This window comes from Streptomyces lusitanus (genome assembly GCF_042647945.1).
Lineage (GTDB): Bacteria > Actinomycetota > Actinomycetes > Streptomycetales > Streptomycetaceae > Streptomyces > Streptomyces pseudogriseolus.
Genome location: NZ_JBHRWL010000030.1, coordinates 25,077 through 47,675, shown reverse-complemented (window position 1 = coordinate 47,675; position 22,599 = coordinate 25,077). Strand labels below are relative to the sequence as shown.

Here is a 22,599-nt window from a genome sequence, read left to right as displayed (position 1 = left end):
TCCAGTTCAGTGACCAGCCAGGTCAGCAGCCCAGCGGAGCAGGCCGACGGAACAGTCGTAGGGGAGCAGCGCACAGCGGCGGAGGCGAAGGATGTCCGCCGGCTCGACCGAGTGATCATCAGGTTCGCGGGGGACTCGGGTGACGGGATGCAGCTCACCGGTGACCGTTTCACCTCGGAGACCGCGTCGTTCGGCAACGACCTCTCCACGCTGCCGAACTTCCCCGCCGAGATCCGCGCCCCGGCCGGCACGCTGCCGGGGGTGTCGTCGTTCCAGCTGCACTTCGCCGACCACGACATCCTCACCCCGGGTGACGCGCCGAACGTGCTGGTGGCGATGAACCCGGCAGCGTTGAAGGCGAACATCGGCGATCTGCCGCGCGGTGCGGAGATCATCGTCAACACCGACGAGTTCACCAAGCGGGCGATGGCGAAGGTCGGCTACGACACGTCTCCGCTGGAGGACGGTTCGCTGGACGGCTATCAGCTGCACCCGGTGCCGCTGACGACGCTCACCTTGGAGGCGTTGAAGGAGTCCGGTCTGCCCCGCAGGGAGGCCGAGCGCAGCAAGAACATGTTCGCGCTGGGTCTGCTGTCGTGGATGTATCACCGGCCGACCGAGGGCACGGAGCGGTTCCTGCGGGCGAAGTTCGCGAAGAAGCCGGACATCGCGGCGGCGAACGTCGCGGCGTTCCAGGCGGGCTGGAACTTCGGGGAGACCACGGAGGACTTCGCGGTCTCCTACGAAGTGGCGCCGGCCACCAAGACCTTCCCCGCCGGTACCTACCGCAACATCTCCGGGAATCTGGCCCTGGCCTACGGGCTGATCGCCGCGTCCCGGCAGGCGGACCTGCCGCTGTTTCTGGGCTCCTACCCGATCACGCCGGCGTCGGACATCCTGCACGAGCTGTCCCGGCACAAGAACTTCGGGGTGCGCACGTTCCAGGCGGAGGACGAGATCGCCGGGATCGGCGCGGCGCTCGGTGCCGCCTTCGGCGGGTCGCTGGCGGTGACGACGACATCCGGGCCGGGTGTGGCGCTGAAGTCGGAGACGATCGGGCTGGCGGTGTCGTTGGAGCTGCCGCTGCTGGTGGTGGACATCCAGCGCGGCGGCCCGTCGACCGGGCTGCCGACCAAGACGGAGCAGGCGGATCTGCTTCAGGCGATGTACGGCCGCAACGGTGAGGCGCCGGTGCCGGTGGTGGCGCCGCGCACGCCGGCGGACTGCTTCGACGCCGCCCTGGAGGCGGCGCGGATCGCACTGGCCTACCGCACCCCGGTCTTCCTGCTTTCCGACGGCTATCTGGCCAACGGCTCCGAGCCGTGGCGGATCCCGGAGCTGGAGGAGCTGCCCGATCTGACGGTGCAGTTCGCGCAGGGCCCGAACCACACCACCGCCGACGGCGCCGAGGTGTTCTGGCCCTACAAGCGCGACCCGCACACCCTGGCCCGCCCCTGGGCGATCCCCGGCACGCCGGGGCTGGAGCACCGGATCGGCGGGATCGAGAAGCAGGACGGCACCGGGAACATCTCCTACGACCCGGCCAACCACGACTTCATGGTCCGCACCCGCCAGGCGAAGGTCGACGGCATCGACGTCCCCGACCTCGACGTCGACGACCCGGACGGCGCGAGGACCCTGGTGCTGGGCTGGGGATCGACGTACGGGCCGGTCACGGCGGCCGTGCGCCGCATCCGCAAGGAGGGCGGCCGGATCGCGCAGGCCCATCTGCGCCACCTCAACCCCTTCCCCCGCAACCTCGGCGAGATCCTGCGCGGATACGACACGGTGGTGATCCCCGAGATGAACCTCGGGCAGCTCGCCACACTCATCAGGGCGAAGTACCTGGTCGACGCCCGCTCCTACAACCAGGTCAACGGCATGCCGTTCAAGGCGGAGCAGCTCGCCGCGGCGCTGAAGGAGGCCATCGATGACTGACGCCGACACGCTGCTCCAGCTCGTGCCCAAGGCCGAGGGCAAGCAGACGATGAAGGACTTCAAGTCCGACCAGGAGGTGCGCTGGTGCCCGGGCTGCGGTGACTACGCCGTGCTGGCCGCCGTGCAGGGCTTCATGCCGGAACTGGGGCTGGCCCGGGAGAACATCGTGTTCGTCTCCGGCATCGGCTGCTCCTCCCGCTTCCCGTACTACATGAACACCTACGGGATGCACTCCATCCACGGCCGCGCCCCCGCCATCGCCACCGGCCTGGCCACCAGCCGCCGCGACCTGAGCGTCTGGGTCGTCACCGGCGACGGCGACGCCCTGTCCATCGGCGGCAACCACCTCATCCACGCCCTGCGCCGCAACGTCAACCTCAAGATCCTGCTGTTCAACAACCGCATCTACGGACTCACCAAGGGCCAGTACTCCCCCACCTCCGAGGTCGGCAAGATCACCAAGTCGACGCCGATGGGCTCCCTCGACGCGCCCTTCAACCCGGTGTCGCTGGCGATCGGCGCAGAGGCGTCCTTCGTCGCCCGCACCGTCGACTCCGACCGCAAGCACCTCACCGAGGTGCTGCGCCAGGCCGCCGACCACCCCGGCACCGCCCTGGTGGAGATCTACCAGAACTGCAACATCTTCAACGACGGCGCCTTCGAGGTCCTCAAGGACCGGCAGCAGGCCCAGGAAGCCGTCATCCGCCTGGAACACGGACAGCCCATCCGCTTCGGCGCCGACGGTTCCAAGGGCGTCGTCCGCGATCCCGCCACCGGGGATCTGAAGGTCGTCGCCGTCACACCGGACAACGAGGCGGACATCCTCGTCCACGACGCCCACACCGCGTCCCCGACGACCGCGTTCGCCCTGTCCCGCCTCGCCGACCCCGACACCCTCCACCACACCCCCATCGGCGTCTTCCGCTCCGTCGACCGGCCGGTCTACGACACCCTCATGGCCGACCAGCTCGACACCGCCGTCGACCAGCACGGCAAGGGCGACCTCGCCGCGCTCCTCGCCGGCGGGGACACCTGGACCGTCGTCGGCTGAGCACCCGCGTCTGAAGAACGGGGAAGGGCCCCGGCGTCCACGCGGTGGATGCCGGGGCCCTTCCTTGGCGCGGAGGGCGGCCTCAGGCGAAGTCGCCGAGGCCCCACCACTCGCCGTGGGTCCGCTGCGCCCCGTACAGGGTGCCGCCGGCCCGTCCGCGGTAGGTGACCAGCCAGCCAGGGTGACCCTGATAGCCGTCGATCACGAGATTCTCGTTGGTCACGGCGGCGAGGTCGGGACGGCCGTCGCCGGAGAAGTCGCCGACCGCGATCAGGTGCTCCATCGAGTTCCAGCCGCCGCTGCCGACGAGCTTGCGCGCGCCGAGCCGGGCGGTGGAGGTGCCCGGGTACAGCCACAGCTTGCCGGTGGCCTTCTCGCGGGCGTAGAGGTCGGGGCGGCCGTCACCGGTGACGTCGCCCATGCCGGCCAGGGCGTTCATGCCGTTCCAGCCGCCGGAGCCGATCAGCTTGCGCGCGCCCAGCCGGGAGCCCGAGGCGCCCGGGTACAGCCACAGGGCGCCCGTGGACTTCTGCACGGCGATCAGGTCGGAGCGTCCGTCGCCGGTCAGGTCGCCGTAGGCGGTGATGTGGTTCATCGAGTTCCAGCCGCTCGCGCCGAGCAGCCTGCGCGAGCCGAGGGAGCCGGTGCCGGTGCCGGGGTAGAGCCACAGCTTGCCGGTGGCCTTCTCCCGGGCGACGAGGTCCTCGCGGCGGTCGCCGGTGAAGTCGCCGTGCCGGGTCAGGGTGTTCATGGCGTTCCAGCCGCCCGAGCCGATGAGCCGGCCGGTGTCGTCGCCCGGGGTGAACCAGAGCCGTCCGGCCAGGTCACGGGTGAGGACGTCGGCCCTGCGGTCGCCGTTCATGTCGCCGAAGCCGGCGGCCGTCGGGGACGGCTCGGAGTACCAGCTCGGGTAGGCGGGCTGACTGCATTCCCGCTCGGTACGGACGAACTTGATCGAGCTGGTGGTCGCGACCGGGTAACTGGCCCACTCGCCGGGCGTGTTCGGTTCCTGGGCCGAGTACCCGCCCCACGGGACGTAGTTCTTGTCCTCGTACATACAGGCGATCGACTGCGTACGGTTGACGTACGAGTGGATCTTGTTGTCCCAGCTGCCCAGGTCCGCGAGGTTCTTGTTCGTCTTCCACATCGAGCCCGTGGCGCTCTCGCTCGCCCAGCCGCAGAAGTAGCCGGACGGGCAGTCGTAGGAGCTCGCTGCCGCCGGGGCGGCGGTCGTGACGGTCAGGGCGGTGCCGGCCAGGGTGAGGCCGACGAGCGCGGCGATGCCCCGGTTGAAACGTTTCCGCATTGGATGAGTCCCCTCCAGTGATGCGCGCCCGCTTCTCGCACCCCCATGCGACGGCTCCCGGCGGATCGCCCGCGCCGTTCAGCGGCCGTACGCGCGAGCGTGATCGTAGAGCAACGCGGGCTCCTTGTACGCACCGAGATGCACTTTCCAAAAGTTAGCGCCCGTCGTATGGTTAGTGCACACACGCACCTCTGAGGAGTGGTCGCATCATGAGCATCGTCGTCACCGGAGCCAGCGGGAAGCTCGGCCGTCATGTGGTGGAGCAGTTGCTGGAGAAGGTCCCGGCCGAGCAGGTCACGGCCGTCGTACGCAGCCCGGAGAAGGTGGCGGACCTCGCCGGGCGGGGGGTACGGGTCGCGGTCGCCGACTACAACGCACCCGAGACCTTCGACGGCCTGTTCGCGGCCGGCGACAAGGTCCTGCTGATCTCGGGCAACGAGTTCGACAAGGGCAGGGTGCGGCAGCACTCCCTCGTCATCGACGCGGCCAAGGCGGCCGGTGTCGCCCTGCTCGCCTACACCAGCGCCCCCGCCACGCTGACCGCCTCGCTCGCCGACGACCACCGAGGCACGGAGCGGGCGCTGCTCGACTCGGGCGTGCCGTACGTGCTGCTGCGCAACGGCTGGTACCACGAGAACTACACCGAGAACCTGGGGCCGGTGCTGGAGCACAACGCGGTGGTCGCCGCCGCGGGCGAGGGCCGGGTCTCCTCCGCCTCCCGGGCCGACTACGCGGCCGCCGCCGTCACGGTGCTGACCGGCGAGGGGCACGAGAACGCGACGTACGAGCTGGGCGGCGACGAGGCGTGGAGCTTCGCCGAGTACGCGGCCGAGCTGAGCCGGCAGAGCGGCCGGGAGATCGCCTACCACCCGGTCACGCCCGAGCAGCTGACGAACATCCTGGTCGGCGCGGGGCTGCCCGAGCCGATGGCGGCCATGTTCGCGGGCGTGGACGCGTCGATCGCCGAGGGTCAGCTGGTGGTCGACAGCGGTGCCCTGTCCCGGCTGGCCGGCCGCCCGACCACCCCGCTCGCCGAGGCGATCGCCATCGCGCTGAAGGGCTGACCTCCGGGCCGCGAGGGCTCGGGTCTCCGCGCGAGACGCCGGACACCCCCACCGTCATGACCGTATGCCGGTACGGACATGACACGTGGGGGTGTGCGGCGTTACCGTCGTCCGGGCGGGTACCGCACGCGCGTCGGCGGCCCCCCGGACGACTACAGAACGCGTGGGACATGAAGGAGGGGCCCGTGACCGGGAAGCCGGCCGCAGAGCGGCGCACAGGACTGCTGAACGGCTTCGCGGCGTACGGGATGTGGGGGCTCGTCCCCCTGTTCTGGCCCCTGCTCAAGCCGGCGGGCGCGGTGGAGATCCTGGCCCACCGGATGGTGTGGTCGCTGGTCTTCGTCGCCGCCGCGCTGGCCGTCGTCCGCCGCTGGGCGTGGATCGGCGAGCTGGTGCGTCAGCCTCGCAGGCTGGCCCTGATCACGGTGGCCGCGGCCGTCATCACCGTCAACTGGGGCGTCTACATCTGGTCGGTGAACTCCGGGCACGTCGTCGAGGCGTCCCTCGGCTACTTCATCAACCCGCTGGTCACCATAGCCATGGGCGTCCTGCTGCTGAAGGAACGCCTGCGGCCCGCCCAGTGGGCCGCCGTCGGGATCGGCGCCCTCGCGGTCGTCGTCCTCACCGTCGGCTACGGCCGGCCGCCGTGGATCTCCCTGTGCCTCGCCTTCTCCTTCGCGACCTACGGGCTGGTCAAGAAGAAGGTCAACCTCGGCGGCGTCGAGTCGCTTGCCGCCGAGACCGCGATCCAGTTCCTGCCCGCACTCGGCTACCTGGTGTGGCTGGGCGCCCAGGGCGAGTCGACCTTCGGCGCCGAGGGCGCGGGGCACGCGCTGCTGCTCGCGGCGACCGGCATCGTCACCGCGCTCCCCCTGGTCTGCTTCGGCGCCGCGGCGATCCGTGTGCCGCTGTCCACGCTGGGGCTGCTCCAGTACCTGGCGCCGGTCTTCCAGTTCCTGCTCGGCATCCTCTACTTCAAGGAGGCCATGCCGCCGGAGCGCTGGGCCGGGTTCGCGCTGGTGTGGCTGGCGCTCACCCTGCTCACCTGGGACGCGCTGCGCACCGCCCGCCGTGCCGCCCGCGCGCTGTCCGGCCGTCGCGCCGGCGCGGGCGACACCACCGTCACGCCGGGCGCCGGAGGGGCCGTGCCGGCCGCCGCGCCGCTGAGCGAGCCGAAAACGGAGACGGAGACGGGGACTGCGGAAACGGAGCCGGCGGAGGCGCTGGAGGCCAAGCCGTAGCGCGCGGCGGGACGGCGTTGTCGGTGCCGTCCCCTATAACGGGCGCATGACGCAGACATCCACGACGCAGACACCTGCGCCGGCCACGCCGGTGCACTGGAAGGTCGTCGTCGACGCGGCCGACCCGCACGCCCAGGCGGACTTCTGGGCCGCCGCCCTGCACTACGCGGTCGAGGACAACAGCCCGCTCATCGAGAAGCTGCTCGCCGCGGGGGCCGTTCCCGAGGCGCTCACCGTCGAGTCGCACGGCCGCCGCGCCTGGCGCGACCTGGCAGCCGTACGGCACCCCGACGACCCCTACGAGGAGGAGAGCGGGACCGGGCGCGGGCGGCGGCTGCTGTTCCAGCGGGTGCCCGAGGAGAAGACGGTCAAGAACCGGCTCCACCTCGACCTGCACCCCGGTGTGGACCGCCGTGACGAGGAGCTGGCCCGGCTCGAGGCGCTCGGCGCCCGCGTGCTGCGGCGGGTGGAGGAGCCCTCCGGGAGCTGGGTCGTGATGGCGGACCCGGAGGGGAACGAGTTCTGCCTCCACTAGGCGGCCTGGGCGGCTCCCATCGGAGTCAGGTCATCCTCGCTGGTCGCGGGCGCGGGCGGTGAGGCGGTCCATGCGGGCGCGGGCGGAGTCCAGTTCCTCCGCCTCGTCGGCGGCGGGGCCGCCCTCGGCCGCCAGCTCGGTCCACAGCGCCGTCAGCTCACGGCCCAGCTCCAGCCCGAGCAGGGGGTCGCGCACGCCCCGCCACGCGGTGGCCGCGCTGCGGACGTTGCCGTAGGCGGCCTCCCCGTCGCCCGCACGCCGGCAGGCGACGGCGAGGTCGAGGGAGAGCCGGAAGGCGCGCACCGGCTCACCGGCCAGGTAGGCGATGTACGCGGTCAGCTCGCGCAGGCGCAGCACCTCGGGGTGCTCGGCGCCGAGCGTCCGGGCCGCGTGCTCCAGGGTCTCGTCGGCGAGGCGGGCGGCCGTGTCGATCCTGCCCGCCCGCACGGCGTCGTTGATCCGCTCCATCGGGTCCGCGAGAGGGCTGCCGGCGGGGGCGGCCGGCTCGTCGCCGAGCACGGCCTCAGCGACGGCGTCGAAGCCGCGGGGCGGGGTGGGCTTGGGGTCCGGGTCGGCGTCGAGCGCGGCCGCGAGGTCGGGGTCGGGCGCGGCGGTGCGCTCCGCGCCGGGGTGCGGCCGGGCGCCCATGTCCGGGGGCGGCCCGAACACGCCCGTCGGCGGCGCGACGGTGCCGGGCGGGGTGCTGCCGCGGGCCGGCTCCGGCGGCGGGGGCGGGAGGGTCCGCAGCCGGGCGGTGGGCGGGGAGTCGGCCGCCGGGGTGCCGGACGGGGGGACGGGGTTGGAGGGCGCGGGGGTCCCGGACGTCGCGGGCGTCCCGGGCGTCCCGCCGAGGCGGAGGGTCCGCGGGGCGTCGGACTCGGGGACCGGCCGGAGCAGGTGGGTCGGACGGTCCCGGTCGGACCCGCGGGCGGGGGCGGACGGCTCGGGTGCGGTGCGATGTCGATCGGGCTCGAGTGCGGCGGACGGCGCATGATGCCGCTCAGCCGTCGGACGTACAGGCGTCTCCGCAGCCGCCGGTATGCCACCAGCCTCGGTCCGTGCCGACGTCTCCTCCCTCCCGCGCCCGCGCAGCTGCACCGGCTGTGCGGCGAACGCGCTGGAGCCGTCGGGGGCGACCCGGAGCGGGACGACGTACCCGATGCGCTCGTCGCGCACGGTGGCGTGCACGGCGTGGCCGGAGGCGACGGCGATGCGGTGCAGGCGGTTCAGCACCGCCTGCTGGATCTCCTCGCCGGGGCCCGCGATCACCCGCACGCCGTCGACGTAGGCTCCCGGCTCGTCCGACCCGTCGGCCGGGACACGGACGTCGACCCGTACCGCCGCACGGTTCGCCGGGTCCGCGGCCTGCTGCTGTTCCCGCTTCTTCTCGCGGCTGAGTCGAGACATCGTTCCCCTATTCGGGTCGTACACCTACCGTCGAGTGTGTCCGCTCGCGCGCGCTGTGCACGTCACCGCGTTGTCACAGGCTCGTCCCAAGGGCCGGAGGCCCGGTTCCGTACCGGGCGCGGGGCATGGACGACCGGGCGGCCGAGCAGGAGAGGGACATGCGAGCAGGCACGGGACAGGGACCGGAGATCTGGCTGCGGGGGCCGGTGACGACGCCGGAGGCGGACCCTCCGGGGCCGGCGCCCGCACGGGCGGCGGCCCGCCGCTTCTCCTGGGTCGGCCTGCACGGCGGCGCGGGCGTCTCCACGCTCGCCGCGGTCTACGGCGGCCACGACTGCGGGCGGTCCTGGCCCGGGCCGGACGCGCCGCGTTCGGTGCTGCTCGTCGCCCGCACCCACGCGGCCGGACTGGACGCGGTGCTGCCGGCCGTCGAGCTGTTCCGGCGCGGGGAGGCGCCCCACGGGCTCGACCTGGACGCGGTCGTCCTCGTCGCGGACGCGCCGGGCCGGCTCCCGCGTCCCCTCGCGCACCGGGTGCGGCTGATCGAGCCGCTGATCGACGTGTACCGGGTGCCGTGGGTGCCCGACTGGCGTCTCGGCGACCTGGGCGGCCGGCCGCCGCGCGAGACGGAGCCGCTGGCCCGTCTCACCGGCGCCCTTCGGTGAGCGGGGAGGGCGCGCGGGAGATCGCGGACGCCGTGCGAGCGGGCGCGCGCCGGGCCGTGGACGTGGTCGCGGAGGCGCTCGCGCGGATCGAACGCGCCGATCCGGTGCTGTGCGCGTTCCTCGAGGTGTGGGAGGAGGAGGCGCTGCGGCGGGCGGGCGAGGTGGACGCGCGGGTCGCCGCCGGGGAGCGCCTGCCGCTGGCCGGGGTGCCGGTCGCGGTGAAGGGGCGGCGCGGACTGCGGGCGGCAAAGCCGCTGCTCATGGCCGGTGCGGTCGCCGTGGGCGCCACCTCCGTGCCGGGTCCGGGGACGCCCTGGCAGACGTGGGGGCTCGGGGCGCGCGGCCGTACCGTCAACCCGTGGCGGGCGGACCGTACGCCGGGCGGGTCCTCGGCGGGGGCGGCGGTGGCGGTGGCGGCCGGGCTGGTGCCGCTGGCGACGGGCGCCGACGGGGCGGGCTCGGTGCGGATCCCGGCGGCGTGGTGCGGGGTGACGGGGCTGAAGGTGACCGGCGGCCGGTTCCCGTCGGGCGACCGTACGGGTCTGGCCACGCCCGGCGTTCTCGCCCGTACGGCGGCGGACGCGGGCCTCTGGTGGCGGCTCGTGTCGCGGCGTCCCGAGGCGACGGCCCCGCGCTTCCCTCTCACCGCCGTCTGGTCACCCGACCTGGGGTACGCCGACCCCGACCCCGAGCAGGTCGCCCTGGCGCTGGGGGCGGTCGAGCGCCTGGTCGAGGCGGGCATCGTGCGCCTCGCGCGGCCACCGGTCCGGCTGTCCCTTCTCGACCCCGGCCCCGCCTGGCTCACCCTGCGCACCCCGGGAGCCGACCCCGCCGGCGCCCACCGCGTCCGCGCCGCCAACGACCGCCGTCTGCACGACCTGTTCGGCCGCGCCGACCTGCTGCTCACCCCCACGACGCCGACCGCGCCGCACGGCCACGACGGCCCCGGCGACACCTACTCCACCGCGCTCACCTGGGCGTTCAACCTCAGCGGCCACCCCGCGTCGAGCCTCCCGGCCGGTGTCGGCGCGCTTGGTTGCCCGGCGGGGCTTCAGTGCGTCTCCGCACGCGACCGGGAGGAGCTGCTGCTCGCGGTGGCGGCGGAGGGGGAACGGTGTGGCGCAGTCACCGCCCTCCGGCCGCCTGCGTGGGCGGCTTCGTGAGGGCTCCGCGCACGACAGCGCCTCCAGCTGCGGGTGAGGGGGGGGGTGGTCGCGCAGTTCCCGCCTTTTCGGGGCGCGCCTACGCCGTGACGTCCTTCGTCGTGAACCGTGCCCAGGCCGCCGAGCCGAAGACGGCCGCGTAGAGGGCCTGAAGACCGAGGTTCTTCGTCAGGTCGTCCCAGTAGACCGGCTCGCGCATCAGGTCGGCGAAGGACAGCCAGTGGTGCGAGAACAGGTAGGGGTGCAGGGCGTGCAGCTGGGGGATCTGGTCGAGGATCTGGACGGTGATGAGCAGTCCGACCGTGGTGGCCATCGCCGCGATGCCGCTGTTGGTCAGCGTGGACACGAACAGGCCGAGGGCGGCGACCCCGAGCAGGGACGCGGCGACGACCAGGGCGATCAGCAGGGCCCGGAGGAGTCCCTCGCCGAAGGTGATGCGGGTGCCGGAGATGGTGGTCAGATCGCCCAGCGGGAACAGCAGCGCGCCCACGGCCAGCGCGGAGACGGCGACCACCAGGGTGGCGGCCAGGCAGAACGCCACGACCGTCGCGTACTTGGTGAGCAGCAGGCGGGTGCGGCCGGCGGGGGCGACCAGCAGATAGCGCAGGGTGCCGGCGCCCGCCTCACCCGCCACGGCGTCGCCCGCGATCACCCCGACCGCCATGGGCAGGAAGAACGGCAGGGTCGCGGCGAGCGCGGTGAAGACGAGGAACAGGCCGTTGTTGGTGATCTGCGAGACGAACGCGGGTCCCCCGCCGCCTGAGGAGGACGAGCCGTCGCCGGTCTCGATCCGCACGGCGATCCCGACGAGCACCGGCACGGCGGCCAGCACGCCCAGCAGGGCGAGGGTGCGCCAGCGCCGGAAGGTGGTGCGCAGCTCGTCGCGGAACAGCCCGAGCGTCCACAGCGGACGCGCCGCCCGTACGGCCGTCGCCGTCTCCGTCGTCCCCGCTTCCGCAGGAACCTCCGCGGGAACCTCCGCCGGAACCTCAGCCCGCGACATCGAACCCCTCCCCCGTCAGCGCCACGAACGCGTCCTCCAGCGACGCCCGTTCGACCCCGAACCCGCGCACCCGCACCCCCGCCGTGACCAGGGCCGCGTTCACCTCGGCGAGGTCCCGCGCCGGCGGCTCGGCGCCCACCCGGTCGCCGTCGGCCACGACGTCGGCGAGCCCCTGCTCCTTCAGCACCCGGGCCGCGTCCGTCGGGTCGGGCGTGGTGACGACCAGGCGGCCCCGGGCGCCCGCGGCCAGTTCGGCGACCGGTCCCTGCGTGATCAGCCGACCGCGCGCCATCACGGCGACGTGCGTGCAGACCTGCTCGATCTCGTCGAGCAGGTGGGAGGAGAGGAAGACGGTCGTGCCGTCGGTGGCGAGTTCGCGGACGAGCGCGCGGATCTCCCGCATGCCCTGCGGGTCGAGGCCGTTGGTCGGCTCGTCCAGCACCAGCAGCCGGCGGGGCCGCAGCAGGGCGGCGGCGAGACCGAGGCGCTGTTTCATGCCGAGGGAGTACGCGCGCGCCTTCTTGCCGGACGCGGCCGTGAGGCCCACCCGGTCCAGGGCGGCGGCGACGCGGGCCGTGCGGGTGCGCGGGTCGGCGGTGGGGTCGGCGGCGTCGTAGCGGAGAAGGTTGTCGCGGCCGGAGAGGAAGCCGTAGAGGGCGGGCCCCTCGATGAGGGCGCCGACGTGCGGCAGGACGGCGCGCGCGGAGCGGGGCATGGGACGCCCCAGCACGTGCGCCGTCCCGGAGGTCGGCTCGATCAGGCCCATCAGCATGCGGATGGTGGTGGTCTTGCCGGAGCCGTTGGGGCCGAGGAAGCCGAAGACGCTGCCCGCCGGTACGGTCAGGTGCAGACCGTCGACGGCGAGCTGTCCGCCGCGGTACCGCTTGGTCAGCCCGCGGGTGACGACCACGGCGTCACCCGGGGACCGCCCGTCGCCCGGCTGCTCGGTGGCGGACGTGTCGTGCATCGGCTCCCCGTTCCCCTCGCCGCGTCGGTGGGTGCGGGGTGCTACTTCCCCGCCTCGGCCGCCTTCACCAGCGCGTCCTTGGTGACCGTACCCACGTAGACCTTGCCGTCGTCGGTGATCAGGGCGTTGACCAGGCGGGTGCTGAACACCGTGCCCGTGCCGAAGTCGCCCTTGACCGGGTCGCCGAGCGAGCCGACGAAGCCGCCGAGGTCGCCGCCGGCCTCCTCACCGGTGGGCAGGCCGGAGCCGGAGCCGCTGTCGAAGACGGCGACGGTGTTCCAGCCCTCGCCGAGCGTCGTCAGCCCTTCGAAGCCCTTGGCCAGGTCCTCCTCGGACTTCGGACCGCGCTCCGGCTTCCCGCCGAAGTCGCCGTGGCGGCGGTCCTGTTCGGTGTCCTCGGTCACCTTGGCGCCCTTGGGCGGGGTGAACGCGAACGTGGAGGCGTCCGGGCGGTCGAAGCTCACCTGGGTGAAGCCGACGTCCACGACGGCCGAGCCGCCGCTCGACGGGGTGAGCGTGAACTTCAGCGGCATGCCCGTCTTGGAGTCCACGGCGATGCTGACGGCGCCGACGGTGGAGCCGGACTGCTTGGGCTCGACCACCAGCCGGTAGGCGTCGCGGCCTGCCACCTGGGCGGTGCCGTCGACCTTCACGGACGTGGTGTCGTCGACGGCCTTCAGCGCCTCCTCCGCGAAGTCCTTCGGGGTGGCCGGGGGCCGCTGCTCGCCGCGCCGGGCCGTGTCCGCCGCGTCCGCCTCGTCGACGGTGGCGTGGTAGACCTCGTTGGACGCGCTGTCGTAGCCCCAGACGTCCTTGCCGTTGTGGATCAGGCTGTACTCGGCCGCGTTCTCCAGCAGCGACAGCTTCTGGCGGTCCGGGCCGTCGGCGGCGACGCGCAGGGTGTGCGTGCCGGACGCCAGCTCGGTGAGCCGGCCGGACGGGTCGGCGGAGGAGCCCTCGCCGTCCTCGCCTCCGCCCGCCGCGCCGGACAGCAGACCGCTCTCCAGCCCGCCGAGGTTCGGCAGCCCGAGGTCGGTGGTGATCTTCACGGTGCCGGACAGCCGCTCCACGTCCGACTGCGCGATCTTCTCGATGAGCTGCGCGGCGGTGATCTCCGGCAGGTCGGGGTCGCCGGAGTCGGCGAGCGCCGGGACGAGTCCGATCGTCGCGGCCGCCACGCCCATCACGGTGACGGGGACGACGTACCGCGCGGCCCTGCGGCGGCCGGCGCTCCGCTCCTCGACCTCCCCCGCGGTCGTCGTGTCGTCGGTCTCGTTCGGTGCCATGTGTGCCCTCCGTGGTCGGCGGCGGCTTCCGTCCGTGTCCTCGCAGCAGTTCGGCCCGGGCCGCCATTCTCACCCGAAACGGTGAGAAGTGGTGTTGTCCGTCGTGGTCCATCTGACCAAATCCGCGGGACGGAATCGTCAGACCGCGGGCTCAACTCCGCGTACTGCTGCGGTATGACACGGACGACGCAGGCTCACCCGCCCCGTAGGGGTCACCCGGGTACCGGAGGCGTACGGGGGCAGCCGGGCGGGACGGCCCGGCTGCACAGCCGGCTGGGGCGACCGGGCGGGGCAGGGGCGGGTGTCAGCCGGCCCGGTGCACCACGGCGTCGCACAGCTCGACGAGCGCCGCCTTGGCGGGGCCGTCCGGCAGCGGGGCGAGCGCGGCACGCGCCTCCTCGGCGTAGCGCACGGTGTCCCGGCGGGCCTGGCCGAGCGCGGGGTGGGCGCGCAGCAGGCGCAGGGCCTCGGCGTGCCGGGCGTCGTCGGTGAGGTCGGAGTCGAGCAGCTCGCACAGGGCGAGGTCCTCGGCGAGGCCGAGCCGGGCCGCCCGCTCGCGCAGCCGCAGCACGGGCAGGGTGGCGATGCCCTCGCGCAGGTCGGTGCCGGGGGTCTTGCCGGACTCGTGGGAGTCGGAGGCGATGTCGAGGACGTCGTCGGCGAGCTGGAAGGCGACGCCGAGCCGCTCGCCGTACTGCGTGAGGACGTCCACCACGGTCTCGTCGGCGCCGGACATCATCGCGCCGAACCGGCAGGAGACGGCGACCAGGGAGCCGGTCTTGCCGCCGAGCACGTCCAGGTAGTGGTCGACCGGGTCGCGGCCGTCCTGCGGGCCCGCGGTCTCCAGGATCTGGCCGGTGACCAGCCGCTCGAACGCCTCGGCCTGCACCCGCACCGCCTCCGGGCCGAGGTCGGCCAGGATGTGCGAGGCGCGGGCGAAGAGGAAGTCGCCGGTGAGCACGGCGACCGAGTTGCCCCAGCGGGTGTTCGCGCTCGCGACCCCGCGCCGCACCTCGGCCTCGTCCATCACGTCGTCGTGGTAGAGCGTGGCCAGGTGGGTGAGCTCCACCACGACGGCCGACGGCACGATGCCGGGCGCGTAGGGGTCCCCGAACCGGGCGGAGAGCATCACGAGCAGCGGGCGGAACCGCTTGCCGCCGGCCCGCACCAGGTGCTGGGCGGCCTCCGTGATGAACGGCACCTCGCTCTTGGTGGCTTCGAGCAGCCCTTCCTCGACAGCCGTCAATCCGGCCTGGACATCGGCTTCCAGAGCCTGGTCCCGCACGCTCAGCCCGAACGGCCCGACGACGGTCACGAGGGGTCTCCTGTCTGCTGGTGTCTGCTGGCGGTTACACGGTTTGTCGATAGGTCGCTGCCACCACTCGACTCAGCGTATCCGGTCAGGTTTCGATCACCGCCAGGGCCCGGGGTCACAAGCAGGGCGATACGGGATCAGAAGCGGAGTGTTTTTGATCGGCTGATAACAACGGACATACCTCGGCTTCCCGGACACAGTGACCTCTGAACCATCCTGCCCCACCCCTGAGTCCGATTTGCCGGTCTTGGTGCGCCAATTCCTCTTGGTCGCAAATGCACTCACGGCCACCGGTCCGTGAAGTGGGTCACGCGCACACCGGTCGCCGGGCCACCCTCGCACACGCCCGTCCTTCCGTTCCACGCAACGGAGTTGACCCTTGGCGATCGCAAAGGGTCAAGCACCCAAAACCACCCATCCCAAGATCAAACGGGGCCTTGTGTGATCGTCGCACTTGTTCCCGACATCTGCTCTCGCATACGTTCCGGGCCTGCCGGGTGGACGCCCAGTCCTGCCGCCACCCGCATCACACCCGACGACAACTCACGCACGGCAGGAGCGGGGGACCCAGGTAAGTCGCCGTACCGGACACCGCGCCGGGACGGCTGGGGGTGAAGCCATGCCCGAAGGGGCACGGCCGGGCACTCTCCCGCCCGAACCCGACAGCTCACCTCGCAGGCGTAGGAGAGGAACCTCAGACATGCCCGTCATCGCTTCGTCGCGCCGCCGCCTCGTCCGCTCCCTCGCCGTCGCCGGCACCGGCGTCGCCGTGGTCGCGCTGCCGCTGTTCGGCGCCACCAGCGCCTCCGCGGCCCCCACGACCCAGGCCACGACCGCCGCCTCCACGACCGCGTACCCGGACAACCTCGACGGCTGGATCCGCGAGGCGATGGACATCATGGCGCAGAACGGCATCCCCGGCTCCTACGACTCCATCCACCGCAACATCATGCGGGAGTCGTCCGGCAACCCGGCCGCCATCAACCTGTGGGACTCCAACGCCGCCATGGGCACCCCGTCGAAGGGCCTGCTCCAGGTCATCGACCCGACCTTCCAGGCGTACCACGTGCCCGGCACCGCCTTCGACCCGTTCGACCCGGTCGCCAACATCGCCGCGGCCTGCAACTACGCCGCCGACCGCTACGGCTCGATCGACAACGTCTTCGGCGCGTACTGAGCCGACCTCTGACGGCCGAGACCGGCCGTCTGCCCGAACAGTCGCTCGAGGACGACGGCCACGCCGTCGTCCTCGTTCGACGAGGTGACCTCGTCGGCCACCGCCTTCAGCTCCGGGTGCGCGTTGGCCATGGCGACGCCGTGGCCCGCCCACCGGAGCATCGGGACGTCGTTCGGCATGTCCCCGAACGCGATCGTGTCCTCGGGGCGCAGCCCCAGATGCCCGGCGGCCAGCGCGAGACCGGTCGCCTTGGTGACCCCGCACGGCTGGAGCTCCACCGTGCCCGGCCCCGACATCGTGACCGTGGCCAGCGAGCCGACCACGGACCGGGCCGCCGCCGTCAGCGCGTCGTCCGACAGCTCCGGGTGGCGCAGCAGCACCTTGCTGATCGGCCGCGCCCACAGGTCGTCGCGCCGCTCCACCCGCACCGCCGGAAGCGTCGGGTGCGGCATCCGGTAGCCCGGCTCGATCAGCGTCAGCCCGTCGACCCCGTCCTGGTCGACCGCGGCGTACACCTCCCCCACCTCGGCCTCGATCTTGCCGAGCGCGGTCTCCGCCAGCTCCCGGTCCAGCCGGACCGACCACAGCATCCGGTGCGCGGCGGCGTCGTAGACCTGCGCGCCCTGTCCGCACACCGCGAGCCCCGTGCAGCCGAGGTCGTCGAGCAGCGACCGCACTCTGGGGGCCGGGCGGCCGGTCACCACGAGGTGCCGGGCACCGGCCCGCTCGGCCCGGGCGAGGGCGGCGAGGGAGCGGTCGGAGAGAGTGTCGTCACCGCGCAGCAGCGTCCCGTCCAGGTCGGTGGCGATGAGAGAACAATCGGTGGGTGCGGCCATGATCAGAGAATACGGACAAGAGGACCGTCCGATTCACCGCGCTCGTATGCCCTCGCATTGCGTGCGATTTGCCTTCTTGTGCCGCCGGATCACGACCGGTTGAGAACTGTTTTCCCTTGTGACCGAGCACGCCGCGCTCCACCGGACCCGGGCCCGGCTCCTTGTTTCGTGCTGCGCCCCTGTGAGCCGTCCCCTATTGCAGGAGCCCACCGGGACGCGACCCCGTAACGTGTGGCACGGCCACGGACACGTGGCGCACCCGCGCACACGAAAGCGAGGCAGCACCCGATGCCCCCCTTCGATGTCCCCGAGGGCGACCCCTTCGGCCCGCACAACCTGCCGTACGGCGTCTTCTCGCTCCCCGGTTCGGCGGAGCGCACCGTGGGCGTCCGGCTGGGCGACCACGTCCTCGACGCCGGCGCGGCGGCACACGCCCTGGGCTCCCCGTACGCCTCCCTGCTCGCCCGCCCCAGCCTCGACCCGCTGCTGGCGGCGGGCCGCACGGCCTGGTCGGACGTGCGCCGCGCGCTCACCGCGTGGGTGACGGTCCCGGCGCACCGGGAGACGGTCGAGCCCTTCTTCCACCCGCTGTCCGAGGTGACCCTGCATCTGCCGTTCCAGGTCGCGGACTACGTCGACTTCTACGCCTCGGAGAACCACGCGCGGAACGTCGGGCAGATCTTCCGCCCCGACGCCGCCGACTCCCTGACCCCCAACTGGAAGCACCTGCCGATCGGTTACCACGGCCGCTCCGGCACCGTCGTGGTGTCCGGCACCGACGTGGTGCGCCCCTCCGGGCAGCGCAAGGCGCCCGCCGACGCCGCCCCGGTCTTCGGCCCGTCCGTGCGGCTGGACATCGAGGCCGAGGTCGGCTTCGTCGTCGGCGTCCCCTCCGAGCAGGGGCGGCCCGTGCCGCTGAACGCCTACCGCGACCACGTCTTCGGCCTGTGCCTGCTCAACGACTGGTCCGCCCGCGACATCCAGGCCTGGGAGTACGTGCCCCTCGGCCCGTTCCTCGGCAAGTCCTTCGCCACCTCGGTGTCGGCGTGGATCACCCCGCTGGACGCCCTGGAGGAGGCGCGCGTCGCCCCGCCCGGGCGCACCCACGACCTGCTGCCGTACCTGGACGACTCCGGCGAGGAGCCCGGCGGCTACGACCTGCGCATCACCGTGACCATCAACGGCCACACCGTCTCCGAGTGCCCCTTCTCCACCATGTACTGGACGGCCGCCCAGCAGCTCGCCCACATGACGGTGAACGGCGCCTCCCTGCGCACCGGCGACCTCTACGGCTCCGGCACGGTCAGCGGTCCCACCGAGCGGGAGCGCGGCTCCCTGCTGGAGCTGACCTGGAACGGCCGCGACCCGCTCGAACTCCCCGACGGCAAGCGGACGTTCCTGGAGGACGGCGACGTGGTCACGCTGTCCGCCTGGGCGCCGGGACCGGACGGGGTGCGGGTGGGCCTCGGCGAGGTGACGGGACGGGTGGTCCCCGCGCCCTGACCCCACCGGCCCTACCGAGGCGCACAACCACGCTGACTCGCACCGCCCTTCGCCGTCATACTTGGCGTCGGGCGGTGCGTCGTTCTCCATGCCGCGCGGCCCGCACCACCGCACGTCCCCGAGCCGCTTCTCCCGACAGGATCCGGAGCCCGTGGCATGACGTACTGCCTGCTCCTGCTCAGCGTGGTCGCCCTGACCGCCGCCGTGCCCGTCCCCCGCGTGCTGACCCGGGCGACCTGGCCGGAACGGGAACCGGTCGTCGCCCTCTGGGTGTGGCAGTGCCTGGTCGCCACCGTCCTGCTGTGCTGTCTGACCGCCCTGGCGCTGGGCGCCGCCGCCGTCTTCGGGACCGTCCGCGCCCAGCTGTTCGCGCCGGCGCCGCCCGCGGTGACCGCCGCCTACGACCTGTCGGCCGCCTCGCCCTGGACGGCCGTCCTCACCGTGCTGCTGGCCTGCGGCGCGGCCTGGACCACGGCGATGCTCGCCCGGGAGCTGGTCGAGGCCCGCCGCCGGCGCGCGGGCGCCCGCGCGCATCTGCGGGACCGCGCGCCCGACCTCCCGGCGGGGCTCCCCTCGGGGCGGGGGCCGCTGCTGGTGCTGGAGGAGGAGTACCCCGACGCCTGGTGGATGCCGGGCAGCCCGCCCCAGCTCATCGTCACGACCGGCGCGCTCCAGCGTCTCACCGACCATCAGCTGGACGCGGTCCTCACCCACGAGCGCGGTCACGCCCGGGCCCGCCACGACTGGCTGCTGCATCTGTCCGCGGCGCTGGCGGCCGGCTTTCCGCGCGTCCCGCTGTTCGCCCACTTCTGCGAGCAGACCCACCGTCTGGTGGAGCTGTCCGCCGACGACACGGCCTCCCGCCGCTGCGGCCATCTGACCACCGCGCTGGCGCTGATCGAGCTCAACCAGCACCGGGGCGTGCTGTCCTGCTCCTCCAGCCACCGGCTGCTCGGCGAGCGCGTCGACCGCCTGCTGGAGCCGCCGCCACGCCTCGGCCGCCGACACCGCGCCCTGACCACGGCAGCGGCCTCGCTGGTCCCCCTGGTCCCGCTCCTCATCACCTTCGCGCCGGGGCTGACGGCGCTGCCGTGACCGGGCCGGGCGGGGCGGGCACGGGAACGGGCGCCGCGGTCAGCACTGGTAGACCACTTCGGTGCGGTCGAACCTGCGGACGGCCAGGTCGGCGCCCGGCACCATCCAGTACAGCACCCCGTCGCCCCGGCCGAAGACGCCGCTCTCCCCGGCCTCGGCCAGGGTCTTCCAGGCCGCTTCCCGCTGCTGCCTGGTGGGGAGGCCGGAGTCGTACTCGTCCGGATGCGGGCCGCCCTCCCGGCTCGCGCTCCGGCTCTCGATCCGGTCGACGACGTCGGCCTCCACGGCCTCCTGCTGCGGGTGCGCCACTCCGCACAGCTTCACCCAGTACGAGTCCTGGACGGTCAGAGGAGTCAGCTTCCCCGCGAGCGACCTGAACTCCCGGACCGCCTCCTGGAGAGCCACGGCCTCGTCGTACCGCTCCCGTTCCCAGGCGGGCATCTGTGCCGGGTCGGTGCCGTAGATGCTCAGGTCCATCTCCTCGGGCAGGTCCCAGACGGCGGCGGCCCCGAGCGGCCTGCGCTCGAGGGCGAAGACCTCGCTCCCGGGCGGAGGACGCCAGGCGACCGTCTCCGTGCCCGGCGGGATGTACAGCGCGTAGGGAGGCTCGGGCGGCCCGTCGGTCAGGTCGTCGTCGGTGAACGGGTCGAAGTACTCCTCCGCGAAGAGCAGCAGCCGCCCCTCCCCGGGCAGCCCGGGGTCCAGGGCGTGCTCCGGCAGGGCGGCCAGGTCGACGTCGGCGACGAGGACCTGTTCGCCGCTCCACTCCATGCCGGCCGGCAGCTCCGGATACCCGCCCAGCCATCCCGCCGAGCCCTGCCCGATCGTCAGCGTCCAGGCGGGCCGCAGATGCTCGAGGATCAGCGTGAGGGAAGCGTCGGACACGCCCAACTCACGGGCGGCCGCGCGGAATTCGTCAGGTGTGCGCATGCCCCGCACTGTGGCACGGGGCACTGACACCCGCCGTCGCACGGTGTGCCTCGGGCACGGGGACGACGACCCTCACTCCCATCCGTCGGGCTCCGGCTCCTCCTGGGGCCAGTCGTCCTCGCCGCCCGCGGCGGGGCCGCCCGCCGGTCCGGCGTCCGCGGCGCCGCCGTCCCCGGGCCTGGTGAGCGCCGCCAGCGCCGCCACGACCCCCTCCCCGTACGTCGCCCGCTTCTTCTCGCCCACACCGCCGATCCCGCCGAGCTGCTCCACCGACGTGGGCCACACCGTGACGATCTCCCGCAGGGTGGCGTCGTGGAAGATCACGTACGCCGGGACGCCCTGTTCCTTGGCCTGCTCGGCGCGCCAGGCGCGGAGCGCCTCGAACGCCGGGCGGAGCTCCTCGGGCAGCTCGGCCGCGGCCGCCTTCGCCTTGCGGTCGCCGCGCCCCGACCCGCCGCCCGCGCGGGACACGGCCGGCTTCTCGGGCTCCTTGCGCAGCGGCACCTCCCGCTCCCGCCGCAGCACCGACCCGCTGGCCTCGGTCAGCACCAGCGTGCCGTAGTCGCCCTCGACCGCGAGCAGTCCCTGGGCCAGCAACTGGCGGATCACGCCGCGCCACTGAGCCTCGCTCAGCTCCTCGCCGATGCCGAACACGGAGAGCTGGTCGTGGTCGAACTGGATCACCTTGGCGGTGCGGCGGCCCAGCAGGATGTCCACGATCTGCACCGCGCCGAACTTCTGCCCGCGCTCCCGCTGCAACCGCACCACCGTGGACAGCACCTTCTGCGCCGCGACCGTGCCGTCCCAGGTCTCCGGCGGGGCGAGGCAGGTGTCGCAGTTGCCGCAGTTCTCCCCGGACGGCTCCTGGCCGAAGTAGGCGAGGAGCCCGGCGCGGCGGCAGTGCACGGTCTCGCACAGGGCGAGCATGGCGTCCAGGTGTTGGCCCGCCCGCCGCCGGAACGCCTCGTCGCCCTCGCCGGTCTGGATCAGCTTGCGCTGCTGGACGACGTCGTTCAGCCCGTAGGCCATCCATGCCGTGGACGGCAGCCCGTCGCGGCCCGCGCGGCCCGTCTCCTGGTAGTAGCCCTCCACCGACTTGGGCAGGTCGAGGTGGGCGACGAAGCGGACGTCCGGCTTGTCGATGCCCATGCCGAAGGCGATGGTCGCCACCACGACCAGGCCCTCCTCGCGCAGGAACCGCGCCTGGTGCGCGGCGCGCGTCCCCGCGTCGAGCCCCGCGTGGTACGGCACCGCCTCGATGCCGTTGCGCGAGAGGAACTCGGCGGTCCTGTCCACCGAGTTGCGCGAGAGGCAGTACACGATGCCCGCGTCCCCGGCGTGCTCCTCGCGCAGGAAGGCGAGGAGCTGCTTGCGCGGGTCGGCCTTGGGCACGATCCGGTACTGGATGTTGGGCCGGTCGAAGCTGGCCACGAAGTGCCGGGCGTCCGGCATGCCCAGCCGCTCGGTGATCTCCCGGTGCGTGGCGTCCGTGGCGGTCGCGGTGAGGGCGATGCGGGGCACGTCCGGCCACCGCTCCCCCAGCACGGACAGGGTGAGGTAGTCCGGCCGGAAGTCGTGGCCCCACTGGGAGACACAGTGCGCCTCGTCGATGGCGAACACGGAGATCTTGCCGCGGGAGAGGAGGTCGAGGCTGCTGTCCAGGCGCAGCCGCTCCGGCGCCAGGTAGAGCAGGTCCAGCTCGCCGGCGAGGAACTCCGCCTCCACCGTCCGCCGCTCGTCGAAGTCCTGCGTCGAGTTCATGAAGCCGGCCCGCACGCCGAGCGCCCGCAGCGCGTCGACCTGGTCCTGCATGAGCGCGATCAGCGGGGAGACGACCACGCCCGTGCCGGGCCGGACCAGGGCCGGGATCTGGTAGCAGAGCGACTTGCCGCCGCCGGTCGGCATGAGCACGACCGCGTCACCGCCGGCGATCACATGGTCGACGACCGCTTCCTGCTCGCCGCGGAAGCTCTCGTAGCCGAAGACCCGGTGCAGCGCAGCCAGCGCCTCACTGTCCGTCACTGCCATCCCGGCGACACCGTCCGTCCCGTGCATCGTCCCGTCCCCCGCGGCCGTACCTCGGCCACTGCGTCCACCATAGGCGTCCGGACCGACAG

At 73.1% G+C, this 22,599-nt stretch carries 19 protein-coding genes and 1 riboswitch; of the genes, 10 read left to right on the top strand and 9 right to left on the bottom strand.

The genetic code is table 11. From position 1 onward, the window contains the following. Positions 1-9 precede the first annotated feature (9 nt). Positions 10-1,938, top strand: coding sequence for a 2-oxoacid:acceptor oxidoreductase subunit alpha (locus ACFOSY_RS30880; RefSeq protein WP_394313288.1), 1,929 nt, complete (start codon positions 10-12; stop codon positions 1,936-1,938). Next, positions 1,931-2,989: a 2-oxoacid:ferredoxin oxidoreductase subunit beta gene (locus ACFOSY_RS30875; RefSeq protein ID WP_394313286.1), complete on the top strand. Its 1,059-nt coding sequence runs from the start codon at positions 1,931-1,933 to the stop codon at positions 2,987-2,989. The genes ACFOSY_RS30880 and ACFOSY_RS30875 overlap by 8 nt, the downstream gene beginning before the upstream one ends. A gap of 82 nt (positions 2,990-3,071) precedes the next feature. On the opposite strand, the gene ACFOSY_RS30870 is transcribed toward ACFOSY_RS30875, so the two are convergent. Further along, a complete protein-coding gene (locus tag ACFOSY_RS30870) occupies positions 3,072-4,295 on the bottom strand; it encodes an FG-GAP-like repeat-containing protein (RefSeq protein ID WP_394313283.1) in 1,224 nt (407 codons plus the stop codon). 209 nt (positions 4,296-4,504) lie between these two features. Here ACFOSY_RS30870 and ACFOSY_RS30865 point away from each other — a divergent pair, with 209 nt between their 5' ends. The 3 genes from ACFOSY_RS30865 to ACFOSY_RS30855 all read left to right on the top strand — a co-directional run bounded on the left by ACFOSY_RS30865 (position 4,505) and on the right by ACFOSY_RS30855 (position 7,135). After that, positions 4,505-5,359 (top strand): SDR family oxidoreductase, encoded by an 855-nt coding sequence (locus ACFOSY_RS30865; protein ID WP_394313281.1) that lies wholly within the window; start codon positions 4,505-4,507, stop codon positions 5,357-5,359. 185 nt (positions 5,360-5,544) lie between these two features. Next, the gene (rarD, locus tag ACFOSY_RS30860) at positions 5,545-6,600 is read left to right on the top strand and encodes an EamA family transporter RarD (RefSeq protein WP_394313279.1); all 1,056 of its coding nucleotides are present in this window, start codon (positions 5,545-5,547) and stop codon (positions 6,598-6,600) included. A gap of 46 nt (positions 6,601-6,646) precedes the next feature. After that, positions 6,647-7,135 (top strand): VOC family protein, encoded by a 489-nt coding sequence (locus ACFOSY_RS30855; protein WP_394313277.1) that lies wholly within the window; start codon positions 6,647-6,649, stop codon positions 7,133-7,135. A 30-nt stretch (positions 7,136-7,165) separates the two neighbouring features. Here the strand turns inward: ACFOSY_RS30855 and ACFOSY_RS30850 are convergent, their stop codons facing one another. Next, positions 7,166-8,542: a tetratricopeptide repeat protein gene (locus ACFOSY_RS30850; protein WP_394313274.1), complete on the bottom strand. Its 1,377-nt coding sequence runs from the start codon at positions 8,540-8,542 to the stop codon at positions 7,166-7,168. 158 nt (positions 8,543-8,700) lie between these two features. On the opposite strand from ACFOSY_RS30850, the gene ACFOSY_RS30845 reads away from it, so the two are divergent. Next, positions 8,701-9,207, top strand: coding sequence for a DUF6668 family protein (locus ACFOSY_RS30845; RefSeq protein ID WP_394313272.1), 507 nt, complete (start codon positions 8,701-8,703; stop codon positions 9,205-9,207). After that, a complete protein-coding gene (locus ACFOSY_RS30840) occupies positions 9,204-10,370 on the top strand; it encodes an amidase (protein ID WP_394313270.1) in 1,167 nt (388 codons plus the stop codon). The genes ACFOSY_RS30845 and ACFOSY_RS30840 overlap by 4 nt, the downstream gene beginning before the upstream one ends. 79 nt (positions 10,371-10,449) lie before the next feature. Here the strand turns inward: ACFOSY_RS30840 and ACFOSY_RS30835 are convergent, their stop codons facing one another. From ACFOSY_RS30835 to ACFOSY_RS30820, 4 genes are all read right to left on the bottom strand, one after another. Next, the gene (locus tag ACFOSY_RS30835) at positions 10,450-11,373 is read right to left on the bottom strand and encodes an ABC transporter permease (RefSeq protein ID WP_394313268.1); all 924 of its coding nucleotides are present in this window, start codon (positions 11,371-11,373) and stop codon (positions 10,450-10,452) included. Continuing rightward, on the bottom strand, positions 11,360-12,340 hold the full coding sequence (locus ACFOSY_RS30830) for an ABC transporter ATP-binding protein (RefSeq protein ID WP_394313265.1): 981 nt from the start codon (positions 12,338-12,340) through the stop codon (positions 11,360-11,362). Before ACFOSY_RS30830 ends, ACFOSY_RS30835 begins: the two co-directional genes overlap by 14 nt. Positions 12,341-12,381: 41 nt before the next feature. Further along, entirely contained in the window at positions 12,382-13,626 is a 1,245-nt protein-coding gene (locus ACFOSY_RS30825; RefSeq protein WP_394313263.1) for a LolA family protein, read from the bottom strand. Positions 13,627-13,930: 304 nt separating this feature from the next. Beyond that, positions 13,931-14,941, bottom strand: coding sequence for a polyprenyl synthetase family protein (locus ACFOSY_RS30820; RefSeq protein ID WP_394313260.1), 1,011 nt, complete (start codon positions 14,939-14,941; stop codon positions 13,931-13,933). Between the two features lie 526 nt (positions 14,942-15,467). Then, positions 15,468-15,637: riboswitch (cyclic di-AMP (ydaO/yuaA leader) on the top strand. A 4-nt stretch (positions 15,638-15,641) separates the two neighbouring features. Here ACFOSY_RS30820 and ACFOSY_RS30815 point away from each other — a divergent pair. Beyond that, positions 15,642-16,118, top strand: a complete 477-nt coding sequence (locus tag ACFOSY_RS30815; protein WP_086680242.1) for a transglycosylase SLT domain-containing protein — start codon at positions 15,642-15,644, stop codon at positions 16,116-16,118. On the opposite strand, the gene ACFOSY_RS30810 is transcribed toward ACFOSY_RS30815, so the two are convergent. Continuing rightward, positions 16,082-16,954: an HAD family hydrolase gene (locus tag ACFOSY_RS30810; RefSeq protein WP_394313257.1), complete on the bottom strand. Its 873-nt coding sequence runs from the start codon at positions 16,952-16,954 to the stop codon at positions 16,082-16,084. The two genes, ACFOSY_RS30815 and ACFOSY_RS30810, sit on opposite strands and share 37 nt — an antisense overlap. Before the next feature lie 288 nt (positions 16,955-17,242). Here ACFOSY_RS30810 and fahA point away from each other — a divergent pair, with 288 nt between their 5' ends. After that, positions 17,243-18,457, top strand: coding sequence for a fumarylacetoacetase (gene fahA, locus ACFOSY_RS30805; protein ID WP_394313254.1), 1,215 nt, complete (start codon positions 17,243-17,245; stop codon positions 18,455-18,457). A gap of 156 nt (positions 18,458-18,613) precedes the next feature. Then, the gene (locus tag ACFOSY_RS30800) at positions 18,614-19,552 is read left to right on the top strand and encodes a M56 family metallopeptidase (RefSeq protein ID WP_394313251.1); all 939 of its coding nucleotides are present in this window, start codon (positions 18,614-18,616) and stop codon (positions 19,550-19,552) included. Positions 19,553-19,591: 39 nt separating this feature from the next. Here ACFOSY_RS30800 and ACFOSY_RS30795 read toward each other — a convergent pair whose 3' ends face one another. Both ACFOSY_RS30795 and recQ read right to left on the bottom strand, forming a co-directional pair. Then, positions 19,592-20,482, bottom strand: a complete 891-nt coding sequence (locus tag ACFOSY_RS30795; protein ID WP_394313248.1) for a DUF1963 domain-containing protein — start codon at positions 20,480-20,482, stop codon at positions 19,592-19,594. A 72-nt stretch (positions 20,483-20,554) separates the two neighbouring features. Further along, positions 20,555-22,537 (bottom strand): DNA helicase RecQ, encoded by a 1,983-nt coding sequence (gene recQ / locus ACFOSY_RS30790; RefSeq protein ID WP_394313246.1) that lies wholly within the window; start codon positions 22,535-22,537, stop codon positions 20,555-20,557. Positions 22,538-22,599: the final 62 nt, after the last annotated feature.

Excerpts from the sequence above, each read along its gene's own strand:
- ACFOSY_RS30795 (WP_394313248.1), bottom strand. The coding sequence starts at position 20,482 with ATGCGCACACCTGACGAATTCCGCGCGGCCGCCCGTGAGTTGGGCGTG.
- ACFOSY_RS30855 (WP_394313277.1), top strand. The coding sequence starts at position 6,647 with ATGACGCAGACATCCACGACGCAGACACCTGCGCCGGCCACGCCGGTG.
- fahA (WP_394313254.1), top strand. The coding sequence starts at position 17,243 with ATGCCCCCCTTCGATGTCCCCGAGGGCGACCCCTTCGGCCCGCACAAC.
- ACFOSY_RS30865 (WP_394313281.1), top strand. The coding sequence starts at position 4,505 with ATGAGCATCGTCGTCACCGGAGCCAGCGGGAAGCTCGGCCGTCATGTG.
- ACFOSY_RS30810 (WP_394313257.1), bottom strand. The coding sequence starts at position 16,954 with ATGGCCGCACCCACCGATTGTTCTCTCATCGCCACCGACCTGGACGGG.
- ACFOSY_RS30850 (WP_394313274.1), bottom strand. The coding sequence starts at position 8,542 with ATGTCTCGACTCAGCCGCGAGAAGAAGCGGGAACAGCAGCAGGCCGCG.
- ACFOSY_RS30830 (WP_394313265.1), bottom strand. The coding sequence starts at position 12,340 with ATGCACGACACGTCCGCCACCGAGCAGCCGGGCGACGGGCGGTCCCCG.
- ACFOSY_RS30815 (WP_086680242.1), top strand. The coding sequence starts at position 15,642 with ATGCCCGTCATCGCTTCGTCGCGCCGCCGCCTCGTCCGCTCCCTCGCC.
- ACFOSY_RS30800 (WP_394313251.1), top strand. The coding sequence starts at position 18,614 with ATGACGTACTGCCTGCTCCTGCTCAGCGTGGTCGCCCTGACCGCCGCC.
- ACFOSY_RS30875 (WP_394313286.1), top strand. The coding sequence starts at position 1,931 with ATGACTGACGCCGACACGCTGCTCCAGCTCGTGCCCAAGGCCGAGGGC.
- recQ (WP_394313246.1), bottom strand. The coding sequence starts at position 22,537 with ATGCACGGGACGGACGGTGTCGCCGGGATGGCAGTGACGGACAGTGAG.
- ACFOSY_RS30825 (WP_394313263.1), bottom strand. The coding sequence starts at position 13,626 with ATGGCACCGAACGAGACCGACGACACGACGACCGCGGGGGAGGTCGAG.
- ACFOSY_RS30845 (WP_394313272.1), top strand. The coding sequence starts at position 8,701 with ATGCGAGCAGGCACGGGACAGGGACCGGAGATCTGGCTGCGGGGGCCG.
- ACFOSY_RS30870 (WP_394313283.1), bottom strand. The coding sequence starts at position 4,295 with ATGCGGAAACGTTTCAACCGGGGCATCGCCGCGCTCGTCGGCCTCACC.
- ACFOSY_RS30835 (WP_394313268.1), bottom strand. The coding sequence starts at position 11,373 with ATGTCGCGGGCTGAGGTTCCGGCGGAGGTTCCCGCGGAGGTTCCTGCG.